The organism is Stieleria sedimenti, assembly GCF_025060895.1.
In the GTDB taxonomy this organism is placed as follows: Bacteria; Planctomycetota; Planctomycetia; order Pirellulales; family Pirellulaceae; genus Stieleria; species Stieleria sedimenti.
The window spans coordinates 67,979-87,849 of sequence record NZ_JANZKV010000037.1 but is presented as its reverse complement, the minus strand read 5'-3'; the positions used below and the strand labels follow the sequence as shown (position 1 = coordinate 87,849).

Genomic DNA, 19,871 nt, shown 5'->3' with positions numbered 1-19,871 from the left:
GACCGGTGTCGAATGTAGAATCCAGGATCGTCGGCTGCGACCTTCAATCACCGTAGGTCGGCGATCCTCTTTACCCCGCTCCGTCCGCTGACCGAGTGGGTGGATCCATCGCGTTGCCCGGCAGCATATGCATTCGGGTCGTGCATCCCAGATGAAGATTCGGATTTCGTGCAGAGCGAGATTCCGCACTCCGATTCAAGCCAAAGCTTCGCCTCCCTGCGGATCGTCAACATTCTGGCCCTTATCATTTCCTGGCCCTTCGCATCAATTGATTCTGGATCAAAACGCGGTAAGCCATCGACGTACCCCTTTGCATACGATGCGCCCGATCCACGGGCGTAGCCCCCGTGATTCAACCGTGCCGATGTCGCAATTGTGACCAGCAGCTCCTTGTACAAATCGATGGCATAATCCACGTCGTCTCTTGGCCCATAGAAAAAGTAGGCGGTGCGTTTTGCTTGCCGATCGAAGTAATGCTGAACGGTGGGGACGACGGTCGTGGTAACGTAATTGGCGAGGCGTGTTTCCCAGCGGCAAGCTCGTTTTCCGTTCAAATAGCAACGTCTGCGAGTCATTTCGGTGCCATTGACCTGTTCCGTTTCCGTTAAATCGGCTTCGCTCAAGTTGTGTTTGAGCATCAAGGTCTGTGCCATCCGGACTGCGTTGCGAATTTCGCCTTCGGTACTGGCGTCGTTGCTTGCTGTTTTGCGTAGCGCTTGGATCCTGTGCAAAATCTTGGCGTATTGATCATGCGTCATATCGCCGGGATCTGCTTCAGAGATCCGCCGCGGCGCGAGTGTCGGATGAGTGCCGTCCGTTCCCGGGTGACGGTAGTATTCGATTGGGACATGATCTTCAAAGGGATCCCATGTGTCGTGGATTTCCCCATCGACGACGCAAGCAAGATGGCCGCTCCGCGCTGTCTTAAATCGGACAATCAGGACGCCCTTGGGTAGCTCTCCTTCGTACCCTGACTGCAGCCACCCGAGTGATTGGAGGTACTGGCGTGTATATTGTTGGATCACGCCATTGCGGGCGGTCTCGCCAGCGATCTCGCCGAGGGCGCCATAGACTTCGCGATAAGGTTTTCCCGTTGCGATAGCGATCGCACGGGCTACACAATCCCCCGCAGACCCAACGAATCCGCTTGCAGCCCGGCCGCCATCGTTCCAGACGAATTTCAGTTTTTGGTTTTCCATCGGACCATTCCTGGGGTCGGAGTCACCTTGGTACGCAGCGTCGAAACACTGATCCGGTCGTTTTGTCAGCTGCAGTTTTTCAGATCCGTCCACAATTCACTACCCGCCGAGGACCCGCAGAAGGAAGAAAAGAAACGACATCAGCGGCTGGACGGATTTCGGCGTTTGGATTCCGCGGAGGAATGGATTGGCGACGGGATGTTGCCCCAACCTTGAAGCCCGCGAATCGACAGGTCGACGAGGTTGGAACAACCGCATTGGCGGTGAGAAACTTGACAACGATGTGTTCACCGACTCGCCCGTAGGTTTGCCCCGATAGTGGTGCATGGCGGCACTCCGCAGGGGTGTATTTCCAATTTTTGTGGGGCAAGTCGTGGGCGTTGGCAGGCCGGTTTTTCGGAAAATAGGGGCTGCGTGTAGCATCTTTGGGGGAGGGGGATAAGAATGGGCACTGATTAGAGTGCCCCCCGAAAGAGTTTGCAGCTCCATGTCACGCTTCGCCCCGAAATCACGCGCCAAGAAAGCTCGCCACCGTCGAAAGACTCGACACCACCGCATGGAGCAGCTCGAGCAGCGACTCTTGCTCGCCTCCGACTGGCAGAACCCCTCTCGCCCGCTGGATGTCAACAACGACGGCCAAGCCTCTCCGCTCGATGCACTGCGGGTGATCAACAAGCTTGCGTCGACCGGAGAGAACCGCCTTGGGCCGCGCACTAATTCACTAGCCTCCTACTTCGATACCAACGCCGACGGTGCAGTCTCGCCGCTCGATGCATTGAGAGTGATCAACGGGATCGGACACGCGGGAACCGGTCCGGTCTACACGATTGCTGAAGGTGAAGGCGATTCAGCGCCGGCCGGGTTCACCAGCATCATGTTCATGACGCTCCCGGGAAACGAAACGGAACTCGTTGATGTAAACACTCAATTCGAGTTCATCGCCGAGCAGTTCAACGAATTGGGATACTTCGTCGTGGAGACGGCGACCGGTGAAGTCGGCGGCCGCCATCCGACCGATCCTGGATACGCCGAAAAGGTCTTTGAATCGGCCAATCGACACGTTGTTTATTCGAAGTTCCGTTCCGCACCGTCAGCCTGGGAGACGACACTGCCCGCCGGCAGCCATCTCGGTGTTTATGTTTTGCAGCCGGCTGACGACCAAGGCAATCCTGAAAACCACTTGCGAGTCCGCGGCGCGAACTCAAACGTGCTCGCGGCGGATGATCAACACCATTCAACGCATCAGATCGGTTGGGAAATGCACGCCCGCAACTGGCCATCCCATCTGGTCGGTGATCGAAGTTTCGATGACGTTCTGATCGACGTGACGATCGGGAAGCCGTACCCCTCCAACTTGCCGCCACAACTCGACTCCATCCCAAGACAGACGGTCGACGAAGAACAGCCCTTCACATATGACGTCGCCGCAAGCGATCCCAACCCGAACGACACCTTGGCCTACACGCTCCTCGACGCTCCGACCGGGATGTCGATCAGCGGGCAAACCGGGAAAATCCAGTGGACACCCTCGGAAGCATTCGGCCCTGGACAATACGACGTCACCGTCCATGTCGAAGATCTAGCGGGTGAAAGAGACCAAACCTCCTTCGCGATCGACGTTCGTGAAGTGAACAAACCACCGGTGCTTGCCCGAGTCGAAAACCAGCAAGTCGAAGAGCAGACGGAGCTCAAGCTTCAGCTTTCCGCGACCGATCCCGACTTACCCGCCAACACACTCACCTACTCAATTGAATCGGGTCTGAGCGGGGCATCGCTGGACCCGGTCACGGGCGAGTTCACCTGGACGCCGACCGAAGAGCAAGGCCCGGGCGACTATGTCATTGCCGTACGTGTTTCCGATGGTGATAAATTCGACGAAGAGTCATTCACCGTTGTCGTCAGCGAAGACAATGAGATGCCGATCTTGTCCCCGATCGGCGACTTTGTGGTTCGCGTCGGTGAGCCCGTTCAGTTCACGGCACAGGCGACCGATCCGGACATCCCCGAAAACCGTTTGACGTACCGACTTGCGGCCGGAGCACCTGCCGGGGCAAGCATCGATGCGGAAACCGGACAATTCAGCTGGACGCCGACGGGGCAGCAATCCCGACAAGACTACAACCTATCGGTCATCGTCAGCGACAACGTTGATCCGGTAGCGCTGACCGACATGCAGTCCTTTGTGGTGTCAGTGGTGAACTCCGCACCAGAGATGGACGCCATCGAAGGCCAGATTGTCGACGAGCTGACCGAATGGACGTTGTCGACTTCCGCGACCGAGATCGACCTGCCGAGTGACTCGCTGGCGTATTCACTGCAGTCCTCTCCGGCCGGGATGCAGATCGATTCCCAGACCGGCGAACTCTCCTGGACGCCGACTGAGCTGCAAGGACCGGGAAGCTTCGCGGTGGTCGTCGTGGTCACGGACCTGGACGGTGCAACAAACACCGAATCGTTCACGATCGTCGCACGTGAGGTCAACGTTGCACCGGATGCCGAAACGATTGTGGATCAAACCATCGACGAGCTGGTCCCATTCTCGCTGCAAGTCACCGCCACCGACGTCGATCACCCGGCCAACCTGCTGGGATACACTCTGACGCAAGGACCCGCGGGCGCCCAAATCGATCCGGTCAGCGGCGAGTTTTCATGGACGCCGAGCGAGGCCGACGGGCCGGGGACGTATCCGATCATCGTGACGGTGACGGACAGCGGAACACCGAATTTATCCGATCACGTCTCTTTCGAAATCACGGTCAAAGAAGTGAACCGGCAGCCGGTATTGGATTTCATCCCCGATCAGACAGTCGATGAAGAGACAACGCTGACGTTCACCGCCACGGCATCGGACCCCGACATCCCGGCAAACAACCTGACCTTCAGCGTGACCGGCAACCCGCCGACCTCATCGATCGATCCGGTTTCGGGAGTCTTCACGTGGACACCATCGGAAACCGATGCCCCAATGAACTACGTGATCCAGGTAAAAGTCTCCGACAACCAGAATCCCGAATTGACCGATTCACAAGAAGTGGTGATTTCGGCGTTGGAAGTCAACGAACCGCCCGTCCTGGAAACCATTGACGACGTGACGGTGGAATTGGGCCAGACGGTCGCCTTCACCGCGATCGCAACCGATCCCGACTCTCCCCTGAACACGCTGACGTATTCACTGGACGCTGGCGCACCCGACGGCGCCTCGATCGATCCGGAAACCGGAGCATTCACTTGGACACCCACGGCCGACCAAGACGGAGAAGTCTATCCGATTACGGTGAGAGTGACCGATGACGGCGATCCGATCATGGACGACAGCGACACCTTTCAAGTCAGTGTCGGCTCCTGCGCCTTTTCCAATCTCGACAACTGGACTGTGAATGAGTACGGCGGGACCAACAATCCCGGTTCCGTCATCGTTGATAGCTGCAGTGCCGTCATGACCGAGGGAGATTCATTGTTGGTGACTTTGGAGCGTGGTTTTGTTGTTCCGGAAGCCGAAACGGTGCTCCGGGTATCATACGCTGATTTGTCGTTTGATGAATCTGATGAGAATTTCATCAATGACGCCTTCGAAATCGCTGTTTTAGATGAATTCGGAAATTCGTTAGTCCAGACGATTTCTCCAGACCGTGACTCGATCGTGAACGCTACGGAATCCTTATCGCGATTGGTCGCTGACGCGGCCGAAACGGTTGATTCTGCAGGGGTTACCACGGTGACGATTGGCTTGGAGGCAATTCCCGACGGAACACATGCCTATTTGTCGCTTCGCCTTGTCGGCGATGATAGAGACGAGCTTACCTCGGTTCGCGTTCTTAGAATGGAACTCGTCGGATCGTCACAAGATTTCGATTCGCCAGCCATTCTGTCACTGATGCAGGAGGCTTCACGACGCATCGAATCAAGTCGTCCGTCCGGGGCAATCGTTGAGCCCATCGTATTCTCACTGACAAGCCCCAATCTTCCTTCGTCAGCTGTGTCAGTGAGATCGAGTACACCGGAGATCGATCTCACTGTGCAATCGCCTGGAACGGATTTCCCTGCTGGCACATCTGTGTTGCTTTCTGGCAAGGTCACAACCCCGGGCTACCAAGATGTTGAGCACTCGATAGGGTTTGAGCTGATACCGGGTGCGATGAGCGAAGGCACACCTATTGCGGATCAGTTCCTCGAATCGCATCGTGTTTCCTTTTTGCTTCAAAGTGGTGAAAGCCCAATTCTCGGTCAGTATGGCGCTCCGAGCTCGGGATTCGATGGTTTCAATGGACTCGCTGATGAACCATCGGACGCGTCGGGATTGGGGGATTTCTTCTTGACCGATGACGGGTTGGTTGATGGAACAACGGATTCCCTCGTTCTCGAGTTCCAGAATCCGACCTCAGCAGTGTCTGGGACATTGTTGGATATTGATTCTGATCCGTCTTCATTCACCGTTTTTGAAAGCGACGGGACGCCTGGATACTACAACGCATCGATCGGATCACGGTTGAACGGAACGTCGTTTCTTTTTCCGACGAGCTCGGACCCCACTATCAACAATGCACCAGAACCAGATCTATCACCCGTGGCCGATATCCTCGGCGATTGGCTCACAAATGGTCCTGCCGCGCTCAACGATAATTGGAGTTTCCGGTCGATACCCACCTCTTGGCCGGTCAACACTGAAACCGCAATCATCTACGAAATCGACGGGGGCCCCGGCGGAATTCAAGACCTGAGAGGTAACTTTGGCGTTGATAACGGAATCTTTGTTTGGCTCAACGGCGAATACAAGTTCGGAGCCCTAGGGGCTGGCGGTGTGGGTCGATACGAGTATGCGAACATTGACCTCGGGGACCTTCGGCCAGGCAAGAACTATTTGCAGGTCCTGAGGGAAGACCATGGTTCCGTCAATGGTTTTGCAATCCGGGTTACGGGCAATCTCGTTCCGGCGGATGCCTGGCGCGTTAGTGCTTTCGACAGTGCCGGCGAGGAAATCACTTCGGTTGAAGTCAACTCTGCGACCGCTACAATTGGCAATGGGGCGGCCTCCTCTTTCTCCCTGGCTGACGAAAACGCCCGAATCAGGTCGCTTAAAATTGACTATGTGGGCAACCGAACTGAGCGAATCGGTTTTGGGCTTGATAACCTGCGATTTACTTCACGCCGAGCCGGTAGTTCTGTTTCGCATGTGACCGTCAACGGCGATTCCGTCGATGTCTTGGATCCAAGCGGAAACTTATTTCATCTCGTCGATGTTGGTCCTGGGAGAAACAGTTATCAAGTCATCGCCTACGACGAATTCCAGAATTCGGTTTCCGCTTCGTTAGAAATCACCGGGTCGTCATCCGCTGGTTTCGACCTCTCCCGCTTTTCAGACATCACCGGATCATTTGGTGCAGTGTATGGGCATACTTCATTCAACGAAGATTCTGATCAGCTGCTGATCAACTTGGCGACGACTAACACGGGCACCTTTGAAACCGACGTGCCGCTCTTGGTCGGCATCAAAAACATCAGTGACCCAACCGTCTCGGTCGTCGGTGCGGATGGGGTCATGCCCGACGGGACTCCGTACTACGACTACACCGAAGCGGTCGGCGATGGGACGCTCGAAGCCGGTGAAACGACGGCGTCACCCACGGTCACGTTCCACACGCCTTCGCGTCAGCAATTCGACTACGAGCTCGTCTTCTACGGCAAGCTCAACGAAGCACCGATCATCGAGTCGCTGCCGAAGATCGAAGCGGCATACGACCGGGAGTACCGCTACGAAGTCCTGGCGACCGACCCCGACGATGACCCGCTCAGCTACACCTTGAGCACCAAGCCCGTCGGCATGGACTTCGCCCAAGGCACGACGGAGATCGTTTGGCAACCCACCGCGAGCGACATCGGCTACCACGACATCGTCGTCACCGTCACCGACGACCGAGGCGGCACCGCCGAACAACGATTCACGATAGAAGTCCTCGAAGGACCACCAAATCGGCCACCGATTATTACCAGCACCCCAGTGACGACGGCAACGATTGCTGAAAAGGTCTCGCTGGAGTCTAAACCGCTCGATCCCAACCTCAAGACCCAGGTGGACTACTTGCGGACTCCATCGGACGGCAAGGCCATCTGGGATGTCCGGCCCGACGGTTCGGTTTTCCAAACGGAAAACTCAGACCCATCATTCTTCCTCTTTGATGAAGAAATCCCACTCAACAGCCGGATCGAAGGAACATTTCAGGTCACACCAGTCGTTGACGATGATGGAATCGGATTTGTGTTTGGATTCAGGGACAGGGATACCTTTTATACATTCCATTGGTCCAATAGCGGCTTCAACCAAAACGCGCAACCGGGGATGCGAATCCGAAAGTTTGACGGCAGTTTTACTGTTAATGGGCATAACTTTGACAACGATCTCTTCAACGGTCCACAAACGCTTTATCAAAACACTTTGACATGGCAAGGCATTCCATACAATTTCGTCATTGAGCAAGCAGAAGATCAGTTTCGCATCGTGATCAAGGATGGTGCGAACGTAATCATTGACGAAACCATCTACGATCCTGATTTCGCGGGTGGACGTTTTGGCTTCATGAACTACTCGGTCGAGAACGTATTTTACAGTGGCCACGTTTTCACACCGAAAACCGCGCCGTCCTACCGCTATGACGTCGACGCGATCGACCCCGATTTTGATCCGATTCAGTACACACTACTTGACGGCCCGGACGGGATGCAGATCAATCCGGCATCGGGGCTGATCACCTGGGCGCCGTCCGAGGATGATTTGCGTGATGAGTCGCTTCCCACGCAGAATCCTTCGTTGCCTGTTGCACCTGGATTTGCCGTCTCAATTCATGCTGATATCAACGAGCCCAATGAATTAGCTTTTGACTCGCTGGGCAACTTGTATGTCGGAAACGGTGGCAATCCCGGCAGCGAGACTTCGCCGGAAAAGATCCGTCGAATCGCCAAAGGCGGGGACTTGGCAACAGAGTATGGCGAAGCTCCGATATCCGATCCGGATGCAGTGGCCTTTGATCGCACCGGACTGATCTCCGGAGTGCCGGGATCGGTACTTGTCGGCGGCCTCCCCGGTTCGATCACCGCGGTGCATCCGGATGGGACGGTTGCCATGGTCTTTGGTCCATCGGATTCCATCAACAACGTCGACAGCATGACGTTCGACAACGCGGGGCGTCTACTTTTCCTGGCGCACGGCACGTCCAATATCATGGTCAGTACAGGTGACGAGCCCAGCGTGCTCGCGTCCGTTCCAGGACCGACATTTGCGATTGCGGTTGATCCGCTAAACCGGTTCGTCATCAGCAACGAAGACGGTTCGCTTCGTCTGTACGACTCCGATGGCACGCTGTTGGATGGACAGTATGCAGTAAATCTAGGTTTCGCACCTCCGATCGCCTTTGGACCCGGTGGAGTCTGGGGAACCGATTTGTATCTGGTCAACAACGACACGGATCAGTTGCTGCGAATGGGCTCTGATGGGGCGATGACCGTTATCGGCAGCGGATTTACCGATCGGGTTTCCGACCTTCGCTTCGGACCCGATGGTGCTCTTTATCTATCCCAGGGAGTGGCGGATCGGATTTTGCGAATAACACCACAGCAATCAACACGGGGTCTGGCGGGCAACGAACACAGCGTTCTCGTGGCCGCAATCGACGGCCGCGGTGGTGTTGCGAACCAAGAGTTCACAATCTGCGTCCATCCAGATCCGGAGAACAAACCGCCGACGATTATCTCGACGCCGATTAATGCGTCTGTTGTTTCTCCGTCTTTTGATTTCGATGATTTCACCAATACAAATGGGCTAACGCTCAATGGCAGAGCGACGACGGTTGACCAACGACTGCGCCTCGTTCGCGGAGAGTTCGGAACGGAAGGATCTGCGTTTTCATCCGAACGGGTAAGTGTCAGAAACGGTTTTGTTAGCGAATTTGAGTTTCGAGTCGATCCCGGGCCAGACGGCTTTGCTTTTGTCATTCAAAACGACAGTGCTTCTTCAAGCGGAGGAACAGGAGGAAATCTTGGATATGGACAAATCGCAAACTCTCTAGCGATTGAGTTTGACACATTCAATAATGGTTCGGGATTCGGCATCTTCGACCCCAGTGACAACCATATCTCGGTCATCTCAGCCGGGCGTGAACCCAATAACTCGTCGCACACCTACGCGCTGGCAAATGTGACGCCCCCGTTTAATATCGATGACGGACAGATTCACCAGGCCCGAATCGAATATGTTCCAGGGAACTTGAAATTGTTTGTCGAAGGATCGATCTCCCCGCTGATCGATCTTGACGTTGATCTTGAGAACATTCTCGGCACGTCGTTGGTTGATGACCGCGGCCGAGCATTTGTCGGATTTTCAGCAGGAAACGGTACCCGCTTCTCGATCCATGAAATCGTCAGTTGGACGTTCACACCCAACGAAAATGTCTACGAGTACGATGTAGACGCAATCGACCCGGATGAAGACACGCTCACCTATGGTCTCGTTGACGGGCCAACTGGCATGACGATTGATCCGGAAACCGGATTCGTCGAGTGGAATGTTTCAGTGCCGGATCTGATAACCGTCACAATTGGGGATGAAGACTTTTTCGGCTTCGGTACCGGCAGCATCGGTGAGCCAACCCCCGCAATTGATTTCGACAATCGAGATACCGACGATCCACCGTATACCGACCGAGACCTGCGTACCTCCGTCTCGGGAGATGATGTATTAAACGACATTTCTTGGGAGAACGACCTGTCTTTCATCCAGAGTCGCGCTCAATCCGTGACGGTCGAACTAGCAATCGGTGGAATCCAAGATGGCAACGAGGCGTTGATTGAATTTGATGACCGACTTTTCATTGAAGATCTTGAAGTCAATGCTGCGTTTGACGCCATTGATGATGGCCCGTTTGGAACACGTCTGATTTCTTTTGCTTTGACAGCAGCTCAGCTGGACTCATTTAACCTTGACGGACTTTTGAATTTCGATTTCTTGGGAGGTCGCGTGAGTGATCAGAGCCCCGTGAGTGCTGGGCGGCTCGAAAGCTACTTCATCGACTATTTGCGGGTTTTCTTTGCTCCCGAGCCAATTCATCAAGTCACCGTTAGCGTCACCGATGGACGAGGCGGATACGATGAGCAGAGGTTTGACATTGAAATTCGTGATGTTGGTAGCGGCGAGATTCGCGGGACGAAGTTCATTGAGGGCATTACAGTTGCCGAATCCACGTTTGATGACGGGCCTGCAGGATGGACTCTTAGTGAGAATCAAGAAGCAAATTTTTCGTGGCACGATAGTGGCGGTAACGAAGGAGGCCACATTCGATTCACTGATATATTGAACCCTGGTTCCCAGTTCATTGCGTCAGCATCCTTCCTTGGAGATTGGAGCGAACTCGACAACAGGGGAGTTTTGACCTACGAACAAAGAGTCTTCGCTGTTGGTGGCAGCGTGATCAACACTCACCCTTACTCGGTCAGTATCTCGGGCCCTGGCGGTTCAGCGAATTGGACAGGTGATACGCCGACGGGAGTAACTCCTTGGATTCAACAAATCGTTCCTATTCAAGAGAGCGAATGGACCATCACATCAGGCACTTGGTCAGAAATTCTGGCCGACGTCGATCGTCTGGCGATCGCAGGTGAGCTTTTTGGTAACAACACCAATCCTCCAGACGTATCTGGCGTCGACAACGTTCGCTTGATCAACAATCCGAGCCCAGCTGGATGGACGATCTACCTCGACCAAAATCAAAACGGTATTCGAGACATCGGCGAACGCTTCGAAGTCACAGACGAGAACGGCAACTACGCGTTCTCGGGTTTGCCCGGGGGAACGTACTATGTCCGTGAGGAGATTCCGCCGGGATGGGCACAGACCTTTCCTGGACAGAATCCGCCGCCGGAGTTTTGGGTTGCCAGCGGCGAACGCACACCCGGGCAGTTGCTCAAAGTCCAAGCCAACGCAGTAGCTGACGAGATCCTCTACAGCGAATCGTCCAACATTTACGAAGCATTGGAACGTCTGCCGGACGGACAGTTCCTCGCCGTCACGGGAGATCCTGCGGACCTTTCGCTGGAGAGGTTCCTTGTCCAAATCGATCCATTCTCAGGTGACGTCGTCGACTTGGGATCGGTCACCGGTGTCAGCCATATCGAAGGGCTAGCGTTCGTCGGCGAGACTCTCTACGCCGCAGTCAGCACCAATTTTGATCATGCCGCCGAACGGCTTGCCATCATCGACATGGAAACGATGACGTCACATCCGATCGGAATCTTCGGTGACGGGTATACGAACGTCGAAGGACTTGCCGCCAGCCCCAGCGGCAAACTCTTCGCAACCGACGTTGAGACCAACTCGCTGTTCACCATCAACATCAACACGGGCGAGGCAGTCACGCGTGTCGGTGACGCTAACCGGATGTTCGCGCTGGACTTCGATTCGGATGGTCGTCTGTATGGGGTCCCTTTTGATACCGCCGGCGTTTCGCAACTCGTCGAACTTGATCCCGTAACTGGTGCGATCATTTCATCGGAACCGATCGATGCGAACTATGGCAACGGCCTGATCGTTGAACGAAACCGCACACCGCTGGGCTACACCGTAACGCTACCAAAGAATCGAACGATCTCCGGGATGGAATTTGTAAATCGGCAAATCGATTCGGCGAACAATCGACCACCTACGTTTGATTCGACTCCCTTTGAATCCGTCGCCTTTTTCGACCTCTATCGCTATGACGTGGACGCGTCGGATCCGGAAAATGATACGTTGACGTATTCACTTTTGACGGCTCCCGATGGGATGACGGTGCACCCGACGTTGGGGACCGTGGTCTGGGTGCCCAAAGAAGATCAACAGGGCGATCATAACGTTCTGCTTGCGGTGTCGGATGGAAACGGCGGGACAGATTTGCAACCCTTCACGATCACCGTCACCACGCCGAACACTGCTCCGGTGATCACGTCGCTTCCTCCCGAGGCTACACTTGCTGGAGCCATATATTCGTACCCAATCCGTGTCCAGGATCCGGACCTCGCTTCCGATGGCGACGAACTCAGTTATCGCCTCGCTGATGGCCATCCGGTTGGAATGACGCTGGAACTGGTCTCGATCAAAAACTCCACGGGCCAGCAAGTCGATGTGTACTACGCGGTCTCTTGGGGCGTTCCGGCAGACGATGCGGGCACCAGTGCGGACGTCACGCTGATTGTTTCGGATGAACAAGGCGCGGAGGACCGTCAGTCCTGGTCGATTGCCGTGAACGATCCGGCGTCCGGAAATGTCGACCCCGAAATTCGTTCGAAACCTCGCCGTAAAGCACGATTCGGCATCGAGTGGGTCTACCCGATCGATGCCTTTGATGCCAACGGCGACTCATTGGCGTACAGCCTGGATGGATCGCCGGCAAACATGACGGTCACCGAAAAAGGCTTTGTCTCGTGGACTCCGCCTGCGGACGCGCCAAAGTCCGTTTCGTTCGATGTCATCGTGACCGACGGCCGTGGCGGAGAAGCCCGGCAACCGATCTCATTGTCCGTCGCTTCGATCGATGCCAACGGGCGGCCGATCATCACTTCGGTTCCGGGCGTCGCGTCCGTGATCAATCTCCCCTACTCCTACGATCCGGTCGCCAATGATCCCGATGGTGACTCCCTCCGGTGGGAATTGACCGCCGCACCACGCGGTATGTCCATCGACGGCCGCACCGGCAAGATTCGCTGGACTCCCGATGACCAGCAAATCGGCACGCACATCGTTGCGGTCACCGCTTCGGATCCATTCCTCGCTTCCTACACGCAGCGTTATTCGATCCACGTCGGTTGCAACAACCTGGCCCCCGCTATCGTCTCGATTCCGCCCACCGTCGGCCTGACCGATCGGACTTACCTGTATCCAGTCCGAGCCGACGACTTTGAAGACGATAAACTCACTTGGTCACTCACGACTGCTCCGGACAACATGTCGATCGATCGCGATTCGGGACTGATCCGCTGGACGCCGACCAACACCCAACTCGGCTCCCACAACGTCGTCATCGAAGTCAGCGACGACATCAACACCGGCACACAGCGTTACACGGTCGTCGTCAGCAACTCCAACGACCCCGTGGATCCCGGCAACCCCGACGGACCGAAAAAGGGTAACCGCGCCCCGATCTTCCGCTCCACGCCGGTTTACGGTGCCGAAGTCGACGCGTTGTACCAGTACCAGGTCAGTGCGATTGACCCGGATGGGGATACCGTCACTTATGGTCTCGGAACCAACGTTCCCGCCGGGATGGAAATCAACGATGGCCTGATCACCTGGACGCCCACGATCAACGACGTGGGGGCTCCCCTGATCACCGTGACCGCAACCGACGAACATGGTGCCGTTTCGACTCAGGGCTACGTCCTGTCGGTCGCTGAGAACGAACCGCCGGAGATCACCTCAACTCACGTCATCTCGGTGACTCGCGGTGCGACTTATCGCTACACAGTCGGCGCGAACGATCCCGAAGGCGGACCGCTCGCATGGAGCCTCGACGATAACACGCCTCAGGGAATGACGATCGATACGCGGGGCCGCATTCTTTGGGACACAAGCAGCTTCACTGGCGACTCCGCGTTCGTCACGGTTACCGTCACCGATGATCGAGGCCAGACGGACAGCGACACGTGGACCATCAATGTGTCGGATGACACCACACCACCGAGCGTTTCGATTCTCGTTAAGTCGTCCAGCTTCAGCTTCTTTGGCGATGGGCAGCTTGATGTGAGGTCCGCTTACACCGTCGAGGTCTACGCCACGGACAACGTGGGAGTGACGGAGGTCGAACTTTTCGTCGACGGTACGCGTGTGGCACTCGATCAGAACTTTACGGCGGAGTTGGTCGCGACATCGATCCCCACCACAGTGTCGCTCGAAGCGGTCGCAAGAGATGCGGCCGGACTGGACGGCCGCAGCATCTCGGCGTTGACCATCGTCGATCCCGCAGTGACCAACCAGCCGACCATCGGCGGCCAAGGTGTGCCTCCCCACCCTGGAACGACCGATCCAACTGACACCGGAAGCCCGATCGTCGAGATCACCAAACCAAAACTTGGCGATTCGATCACCAATGCCGTCCCGATCATCGGAACGGTCCGAGATCCCGAAGACAATCTTTGGTACTACCAGGCCATTTACGCGCGGGCGGATCGCGTTTCAATCACATCGATCGATCTCGATGACCCCGATTGGGTCGTCTTTCACCAGTCAACGGAGCCTGTCGTCAATGGCGAGATCGCCGTCTTTGATCCGTCTGCACTGACCAATGATGCTTACGCGATCGCGGTCGTCGCCTACGACATCAACGCGTCGGGCTGGGTCGAACCGATCATGGTCTTCGTCGACGGCAACGTCCAAGTCGGAAACTTCCGTATCGAGTTGACGGACCTCAGCCTGCCGCTCAATGGAATCCCCATCGAAGTCACTCGCGTTTACGACACCGACAACGCCCCCGATGAAGGTGATTTTGGTTACGGATGGAATTTGGGGGTCCAGGATCCTCGCATCCTGGAAACGGTCGCACTCAGCGCCGGAGGTGCATTCAATGGTGGAAACGACAAATTGGTTCCCGGGCGATCCAAGATTTATCTCACCAATCCGTCGGGACAGCGGGTCGGATTCACTTACGAAGAACGCTTGGTTTCAGCCAGCTTCTTCGGCGGCATCTATCGGGCCGAATTTGTTCCCGATTCGGGCGTCTACGACACCTTGACGATCGACAATCCGACGGTCGCAAGGGGCGGCATCATCGGCGCGTTAGGCCAAGGCATCAACCCGAATGTCTATACCCTGACCACGAACGCGGGAATCAAGTATCGCTACAACCAGTTTTCCGGCCTGCAAACCATCACCGACCTGAACGGCAACGTTGTCACGTTCACCGAAAACGGCATTTCACATTCCAGCGGCCAGTCGATCGATTTCGTGCGCGACCACCGCGGCCGCATCAAGGAAGTTGTCGACCCGTCAGGCAACAAGATCGTCTACCAGTACGATGCCGCCGGAGATCTCCGCAGCGTGACGGACCTCGCAGGACTCACTACCTCGTACACGTATCGAGACGAGCCCGAGCATTTCCTGGACCAGGCGTTCGATCCGCAGGGCGACGCCGTGCTCACGGCCGTCTACGAGAAACATCCCGACTACCGCATCTATGAGTTCAAGAGCGTCGTCGATGCAGCGGGAAATCGCATCGACGATCGCGATTTCGAAACCTCGGCGAATTTCGGCGTGGTCCGCGACGCCAACGGCAATCCGACCGAATTGCTTTTCGACAATCGTGGCAACGTCTTGGAGGAAAAGGATCCGCTGGGCAATGTGACCTTCCGTGAGTACGGCGACCTGAAGAATCCCGATCTCGAAACCCGCATCATCGATCGCCGGGGGTTTGTCACGGAACGCGAATACGATGCCCGTGGGAACGTTCGCAAGATCGTCGAACTCGGGACCGAGTCGGATCCGTTCGACGAGCCGATCGTCACGGAGTTCACCTACGATCGCGGCAACCGAGTCAAATCGATTAAAAACGCGCTCGGTGCGACGACGGTTTTCAACTATGACTCCCGCGGCAACCTGACGAAGATCACCAATGCCGAAGGAAACTCGTCGACGTTCACCTACGACGGCGAAGGCCGCCGCCAAACGTTTACCGATTTCAACGGCAACACAACGACGTTTGACTACACGAATGCCTGCCCGTGTGGCTCGCCGTCGACAGTGACACATCCGGACGGAACGTACCAGACATTTGACTACAACCAATTCGGCCAGGTCACACGCGAAGCCTCCTACGAGGCCGACGGGACGCTCGTCGAACAGCGGGAGACGAAGTACGACTCGGCTGGACGAGTGATGGAGGAAAAGACCGGCGTCGATGGCGACGCGAATCATCCGCCGACGATCGTGCGGAGGTTCTACGATGAGCACTTGCTTGATTGGGAGATCATTATCAGTCCCCAGTCGCTCGACGGAAGCGGCAATCTGACCGAATCGCCCGCGACACCCGTCGATGATCGCTTCAGCCGCATCACCGACTTCGAGTACGACCAAAACGACCGGCTGATCCGGCAGATCGATGCGGAGGCGTGGTGGAATCCGACGACCAACCGTTTCGAAGGCAAAAACGGCGATCCGCGCGGAGTGGTCGAATTCCGCTACGACGCCCAGGGCAATCGTGTGTTGCTGCAAGACCCTGTCGGCAACATCACGACTTGGGTCTACGACGAACTGAACCGAGTGGTCGAAGAACGCGATCCGTTCTACTGGGTCGACATCGTCGAGGCCGACGCCAGTTTGCAGGGCATTTCCAACGACGAACTGCTGGATCGCATCGCCCCGATCGTTCCGGTTTCCCCCGCGAATCCATCCGACCCGCGAGATCCGCTTTACGACGACCCCAGCGGTGCCTCTTGCGAGACCAACACCGCTGCCGATCATATCCGGCTGACTTGTTACGACGCCGAAGGCAACCAGGTTAAGACGATCGACCGCAACGCCCGCAGCCGGGAATTCGAATACGACCACGCTGGCAGACTCGAAGAGGAACGCTGGAACAACGCTCCGGATCATGCGACCGATCCGAACGCGTTGGTGGAAACGGTCAACTTCACCTACGACACCCTTGGCAACATGCTGACCGCGAGTGACTCCAACAGCCGATATTTGCACACCTACGACGTGCTGAATCGCCTGACGTCGGTCGACAACAACCCGTTGGACGACCGCGACGTCCCGCGTGTGATCCTGAACTACGAATACGATCCGCAAGGCAACGTCACCAAAACTTACGACGATGCGGGAGTCACGGTCGAATCCGAATACGATTCACGGAACCGCCTTTGGATCCGCAAATGGTACGACGCCGACGTCCCCACCGGCGAAGACCCCGACGTCGATCCCGCCCGAGTCGACTTCTTCTACAACGCAGCGGGTCGCGAAAAAGAAGTCCGCCGCTACGCGGATCTCGATGCCAACACACTCGTCGGTCGTACCGAGCGAACCTACGACACTGTCGGCCGCTCTGACGACCTCATCCACCGTAATTCAGTGGATGAATTGCTCGCCGGATATGACTACGACTACGACTTCAGCGGATTGCTCACGACCGAAGATCGCACGCACCAAGACCAGCAATACGCGCAGAGCATCACCTACGCCTACGACCTAACAGGTCAACTCACCTCCGCCGACTTCGACACGCAAGCAGACGAGATCTACGTCTACGACCTCAATGGCAACCGCCTCACGTCCGCAGTCGGTAACGATCAGCGGACCTACATCACTGGCCCGGCGAATCAGCTCCAAAGCGACGGCATTTACCGCTACGAATACGATGGGGAAGGAAACCAGATCAAGCGAGTTCCGATCCTGCCCGACGGCTCAGACGACCCAAGCGGTACGGTTCGCACCTTCATTTACGATCACCGCAATCGCTTGGTGCGCGTCGACGACTGGAGCACTGATCCGGGTGACCCTAGGAATCCCGCTGCCGGAGCTATCCTGACGCAGAGCGTTGAGTACACCTACGATGCGTTGGGCAGACGTCTCGCAAGAACGGCAGATTTTGATGGGGAAGGCCAGGAGGTCGCGGAATCGGAGTATATCGTCTTCGATCGCGATCATACATGGGCCGATCTTGACACGGCAGAACTCGCAGTGAACCGATACCTGCAGGGAAATCGAATCGACCACAACCTTGCGAGAATGAGACAGGGTATCGAGATTGACTGGTACCTGGCAGATCGCATTGGAAGTACGAGGGACCAAGTATCGCAATTCACGCCTCTGCGTCACATTGCCTATGAAGCGTTTGGAAAGATCAATACTTCCCTCGATCCAGAATTTTTCGATCGCTTTACGTTTACTGGGCGTGAATTGGACATGAACACAGGAGACTACTATTTTCGCGCTAGAGTCTTGAACGCGTCGACGGGGTCCTTCATAACAGCCGATCAGTTCGGCTTCCGATCACTCGACACGAACTTGTATCGGTATGTTGGAAACTCGCCGCTTAATGCAACAGATCCATCTGGCAACATATCGTTGGCGGCTAAGGCGGCACTTGTAGGAGCCATTGCAGTCGGTGCTCTGAGCTTTTCTGCCAGCCTAGTAGTGAATTCTACGTGCAAGCAAACCGACAGTTTTGGCGAAATGGTGGTGCGATCCGCGTCCTATACCGTCAAAGGTGCGACAGTCGGGGCGGTAGCTGGATTCGCGTTTTTCAAAGCCGGGCTTGCGTTGAGAGGCTTATCAGGAATGGTCGGGCGCACTGGCTTTGTATTTGGAGATGTAACGACTAGAACCGCTGCAATCTCCACAATCGAAGGAGTCAGCGCGTCACAGGGGCAGATTGTTGTCGGTGGCATCGCAGCATTGACTGCACTGCTAGAACGTGACGTTGCCGAGTGCCTAGCGGTGGTAATTGACTCCTGAACCTCCAAGAGGCATAAGGGGGACAGAGGTTTAAAAGAAGAAACGAAGAAGAAAAGCACTGTCATGGCCGAACCTGATTTTGCTCGCCTTGGCGAGATGCGCGGGTACGCTTAGCGGCATTACCTTACGGTAACTTTTTTGCGACTCAAAGTCCAATGGCTTGTCGGCTGCGGAGGCACGTCTCCGTCAGCATGGATGGTTCAGTCTCGCCACCCTGGTAGAGAAGAAAAAGGTACCAGGACTCAATTCCGCCCTGTACGCGGGCAATGCGGCGTGATTGCAACTACAATTCGGTGAGAGCTGGGCATGAATGAACTTGGTGAACGTGATGTCTTCCGCTCCGCAGATCTGTTTCAGTTTTCGGACTTTGGAATCGTCTTTGGGTGTGACTTTCGGTCCGAGATGGAGTTTCGGATTCGCGGTGCGATCGAATTGGTTCGCAGGGAACAAATCGGCGCGCTGATTCTGTCCGGTGGTATGACGGGCACGTCCGGCCGGACCGAGGAGGAAGGCATGGAGGCCATGGCACTTGATGCGGGTATCTCGTCCGCGCGACTCTTACTGGAAGAGACTTCCAGGACGACGCAGCAGAACGTGCTCGAGTGTGCCAATATCATTCGATCGCGACACGACCACTCCCAGCCCTGCTCGGTCGCGTTGATCACCAGCGATTGGCATATGTCACGTGCCTGGATGATGGCGAAGGCACACCTGCCTCCGGGGACAACGATCTTCTGTGCTCCTCAGAAAACAACCTGTAACGCGGAAGTCTGGTCCGAGACCGTTCAGTGTGCCTGCCTGATTCGCAGCGAACTTCGGCTTGTCAAATTTGCGATGCAGCGCGGCTATCCAGACCCACGAAGATCTAACGAACCGAGAATCGACGCAAGTTGATCGTGAATCTGCAGTCGCCGCAGCCGTAGAAAAGGAGGCGGTTGGCAGGACAATTTGGTCCCGCCGCGACGAACGAAGGAACCGAAAGTGAGACAAGAAAATAGATGACAAGAAAATCTGGGGAGGATCTTCGAGAACAAGGAGTCCACGCCTGCGGCCAGTGCACCTGCTCAGGTCAATTCGTTCTCCACACCTCATTTTCTTGTCATCCATTTTCCTGTCTCCCCCCTACCCTCCGCTCCCATTTTTCTGCCCGCGATTTTTCTGCCATTTCCGCCGCTCCCTGAGATTCGCGGTGGCCGAAACTCTTGACG

The 19,871-nt window shown here is 55.9% G+C and carries 3 protein-coding genes; 2 read left to right on the top strand and 1 reads right to left on the bottom strand.

Annotation, left to right across the window (positions count from 1 at the left end; genetic code table 11):
• Nucleotides 1-47: 47 nt before the first annotated feature.
• Nucleotides 48-1,199, bottom strand: a complete 1,152-nt coding sequence (locus NZK35_RS05600) for a DUF2786 domain-containing protein (protein ID WP_259631610.1) — start codon at nucleotides 1,197-1,199, stop codon at nucleotides 48-50.
• A 487-nt stretch (nucleotides 1,200-1,686) separates the two neighbouring features.
• Here NZK35_RS05600 and NZK35_RS05595 point away from each other — a divergent pair, with 487 nt between their 5' ends.
• Both NZK35_RS05595 and NZK35_RS05590 read left to right on the top strand, forming a co-directional pair.
• A complete protein-coding gene (locus tag NZK35_RS05595) occupies nucleotides 1,687-18,663 on the top strand; it encodes a putative Ig domain-containing protein (RefSeq protein WP_259631609.1) in 16,977 nt (5,658 codons plus the stop codon).
• Between the two features lie 306 nt (nucleotides 18,664-18,969).
• Nucleotides 18,970-19,557 (top strand): YdcF family protein, encoded by a 588-nt coding sequence (locus NZK35_RS05590; RefSeq protein WP_259631608.1) that lies wholly within the window; start codon nucleotides 18,970-18,972, stop codon nucleotides 19,555-19,557.
• The last annotated feature ends 314 nt before the right edge of the window (nucleotides 19,558-19,871 follow it).

Excerpts from the sequence above, each read along its gene's own strand:
- NZK35_RS05600 (WP_259631610.1), bottom strand. The coding sequence starts at position 1,199 with ATGGAAAACCAAAAACTGAAATTCGTCTGGAACGATGGCGGCCGGGCT.
- NZK35_RS05590 (WP_259631608.1), top strand. The coding sequence starts at position 18,970 with ATGAATGAACTTGGTGAACGTGATGTCTTCCGCTCCGCAGATCTGTTT.
- NZK35_RS05595 (WP_259631609.1), top strand. The coding sequence starts at position 1,687 with ATGTCACGCTTCGCCCCGAAATCACGCGCCAAGAAAGCTCGCCACCGT.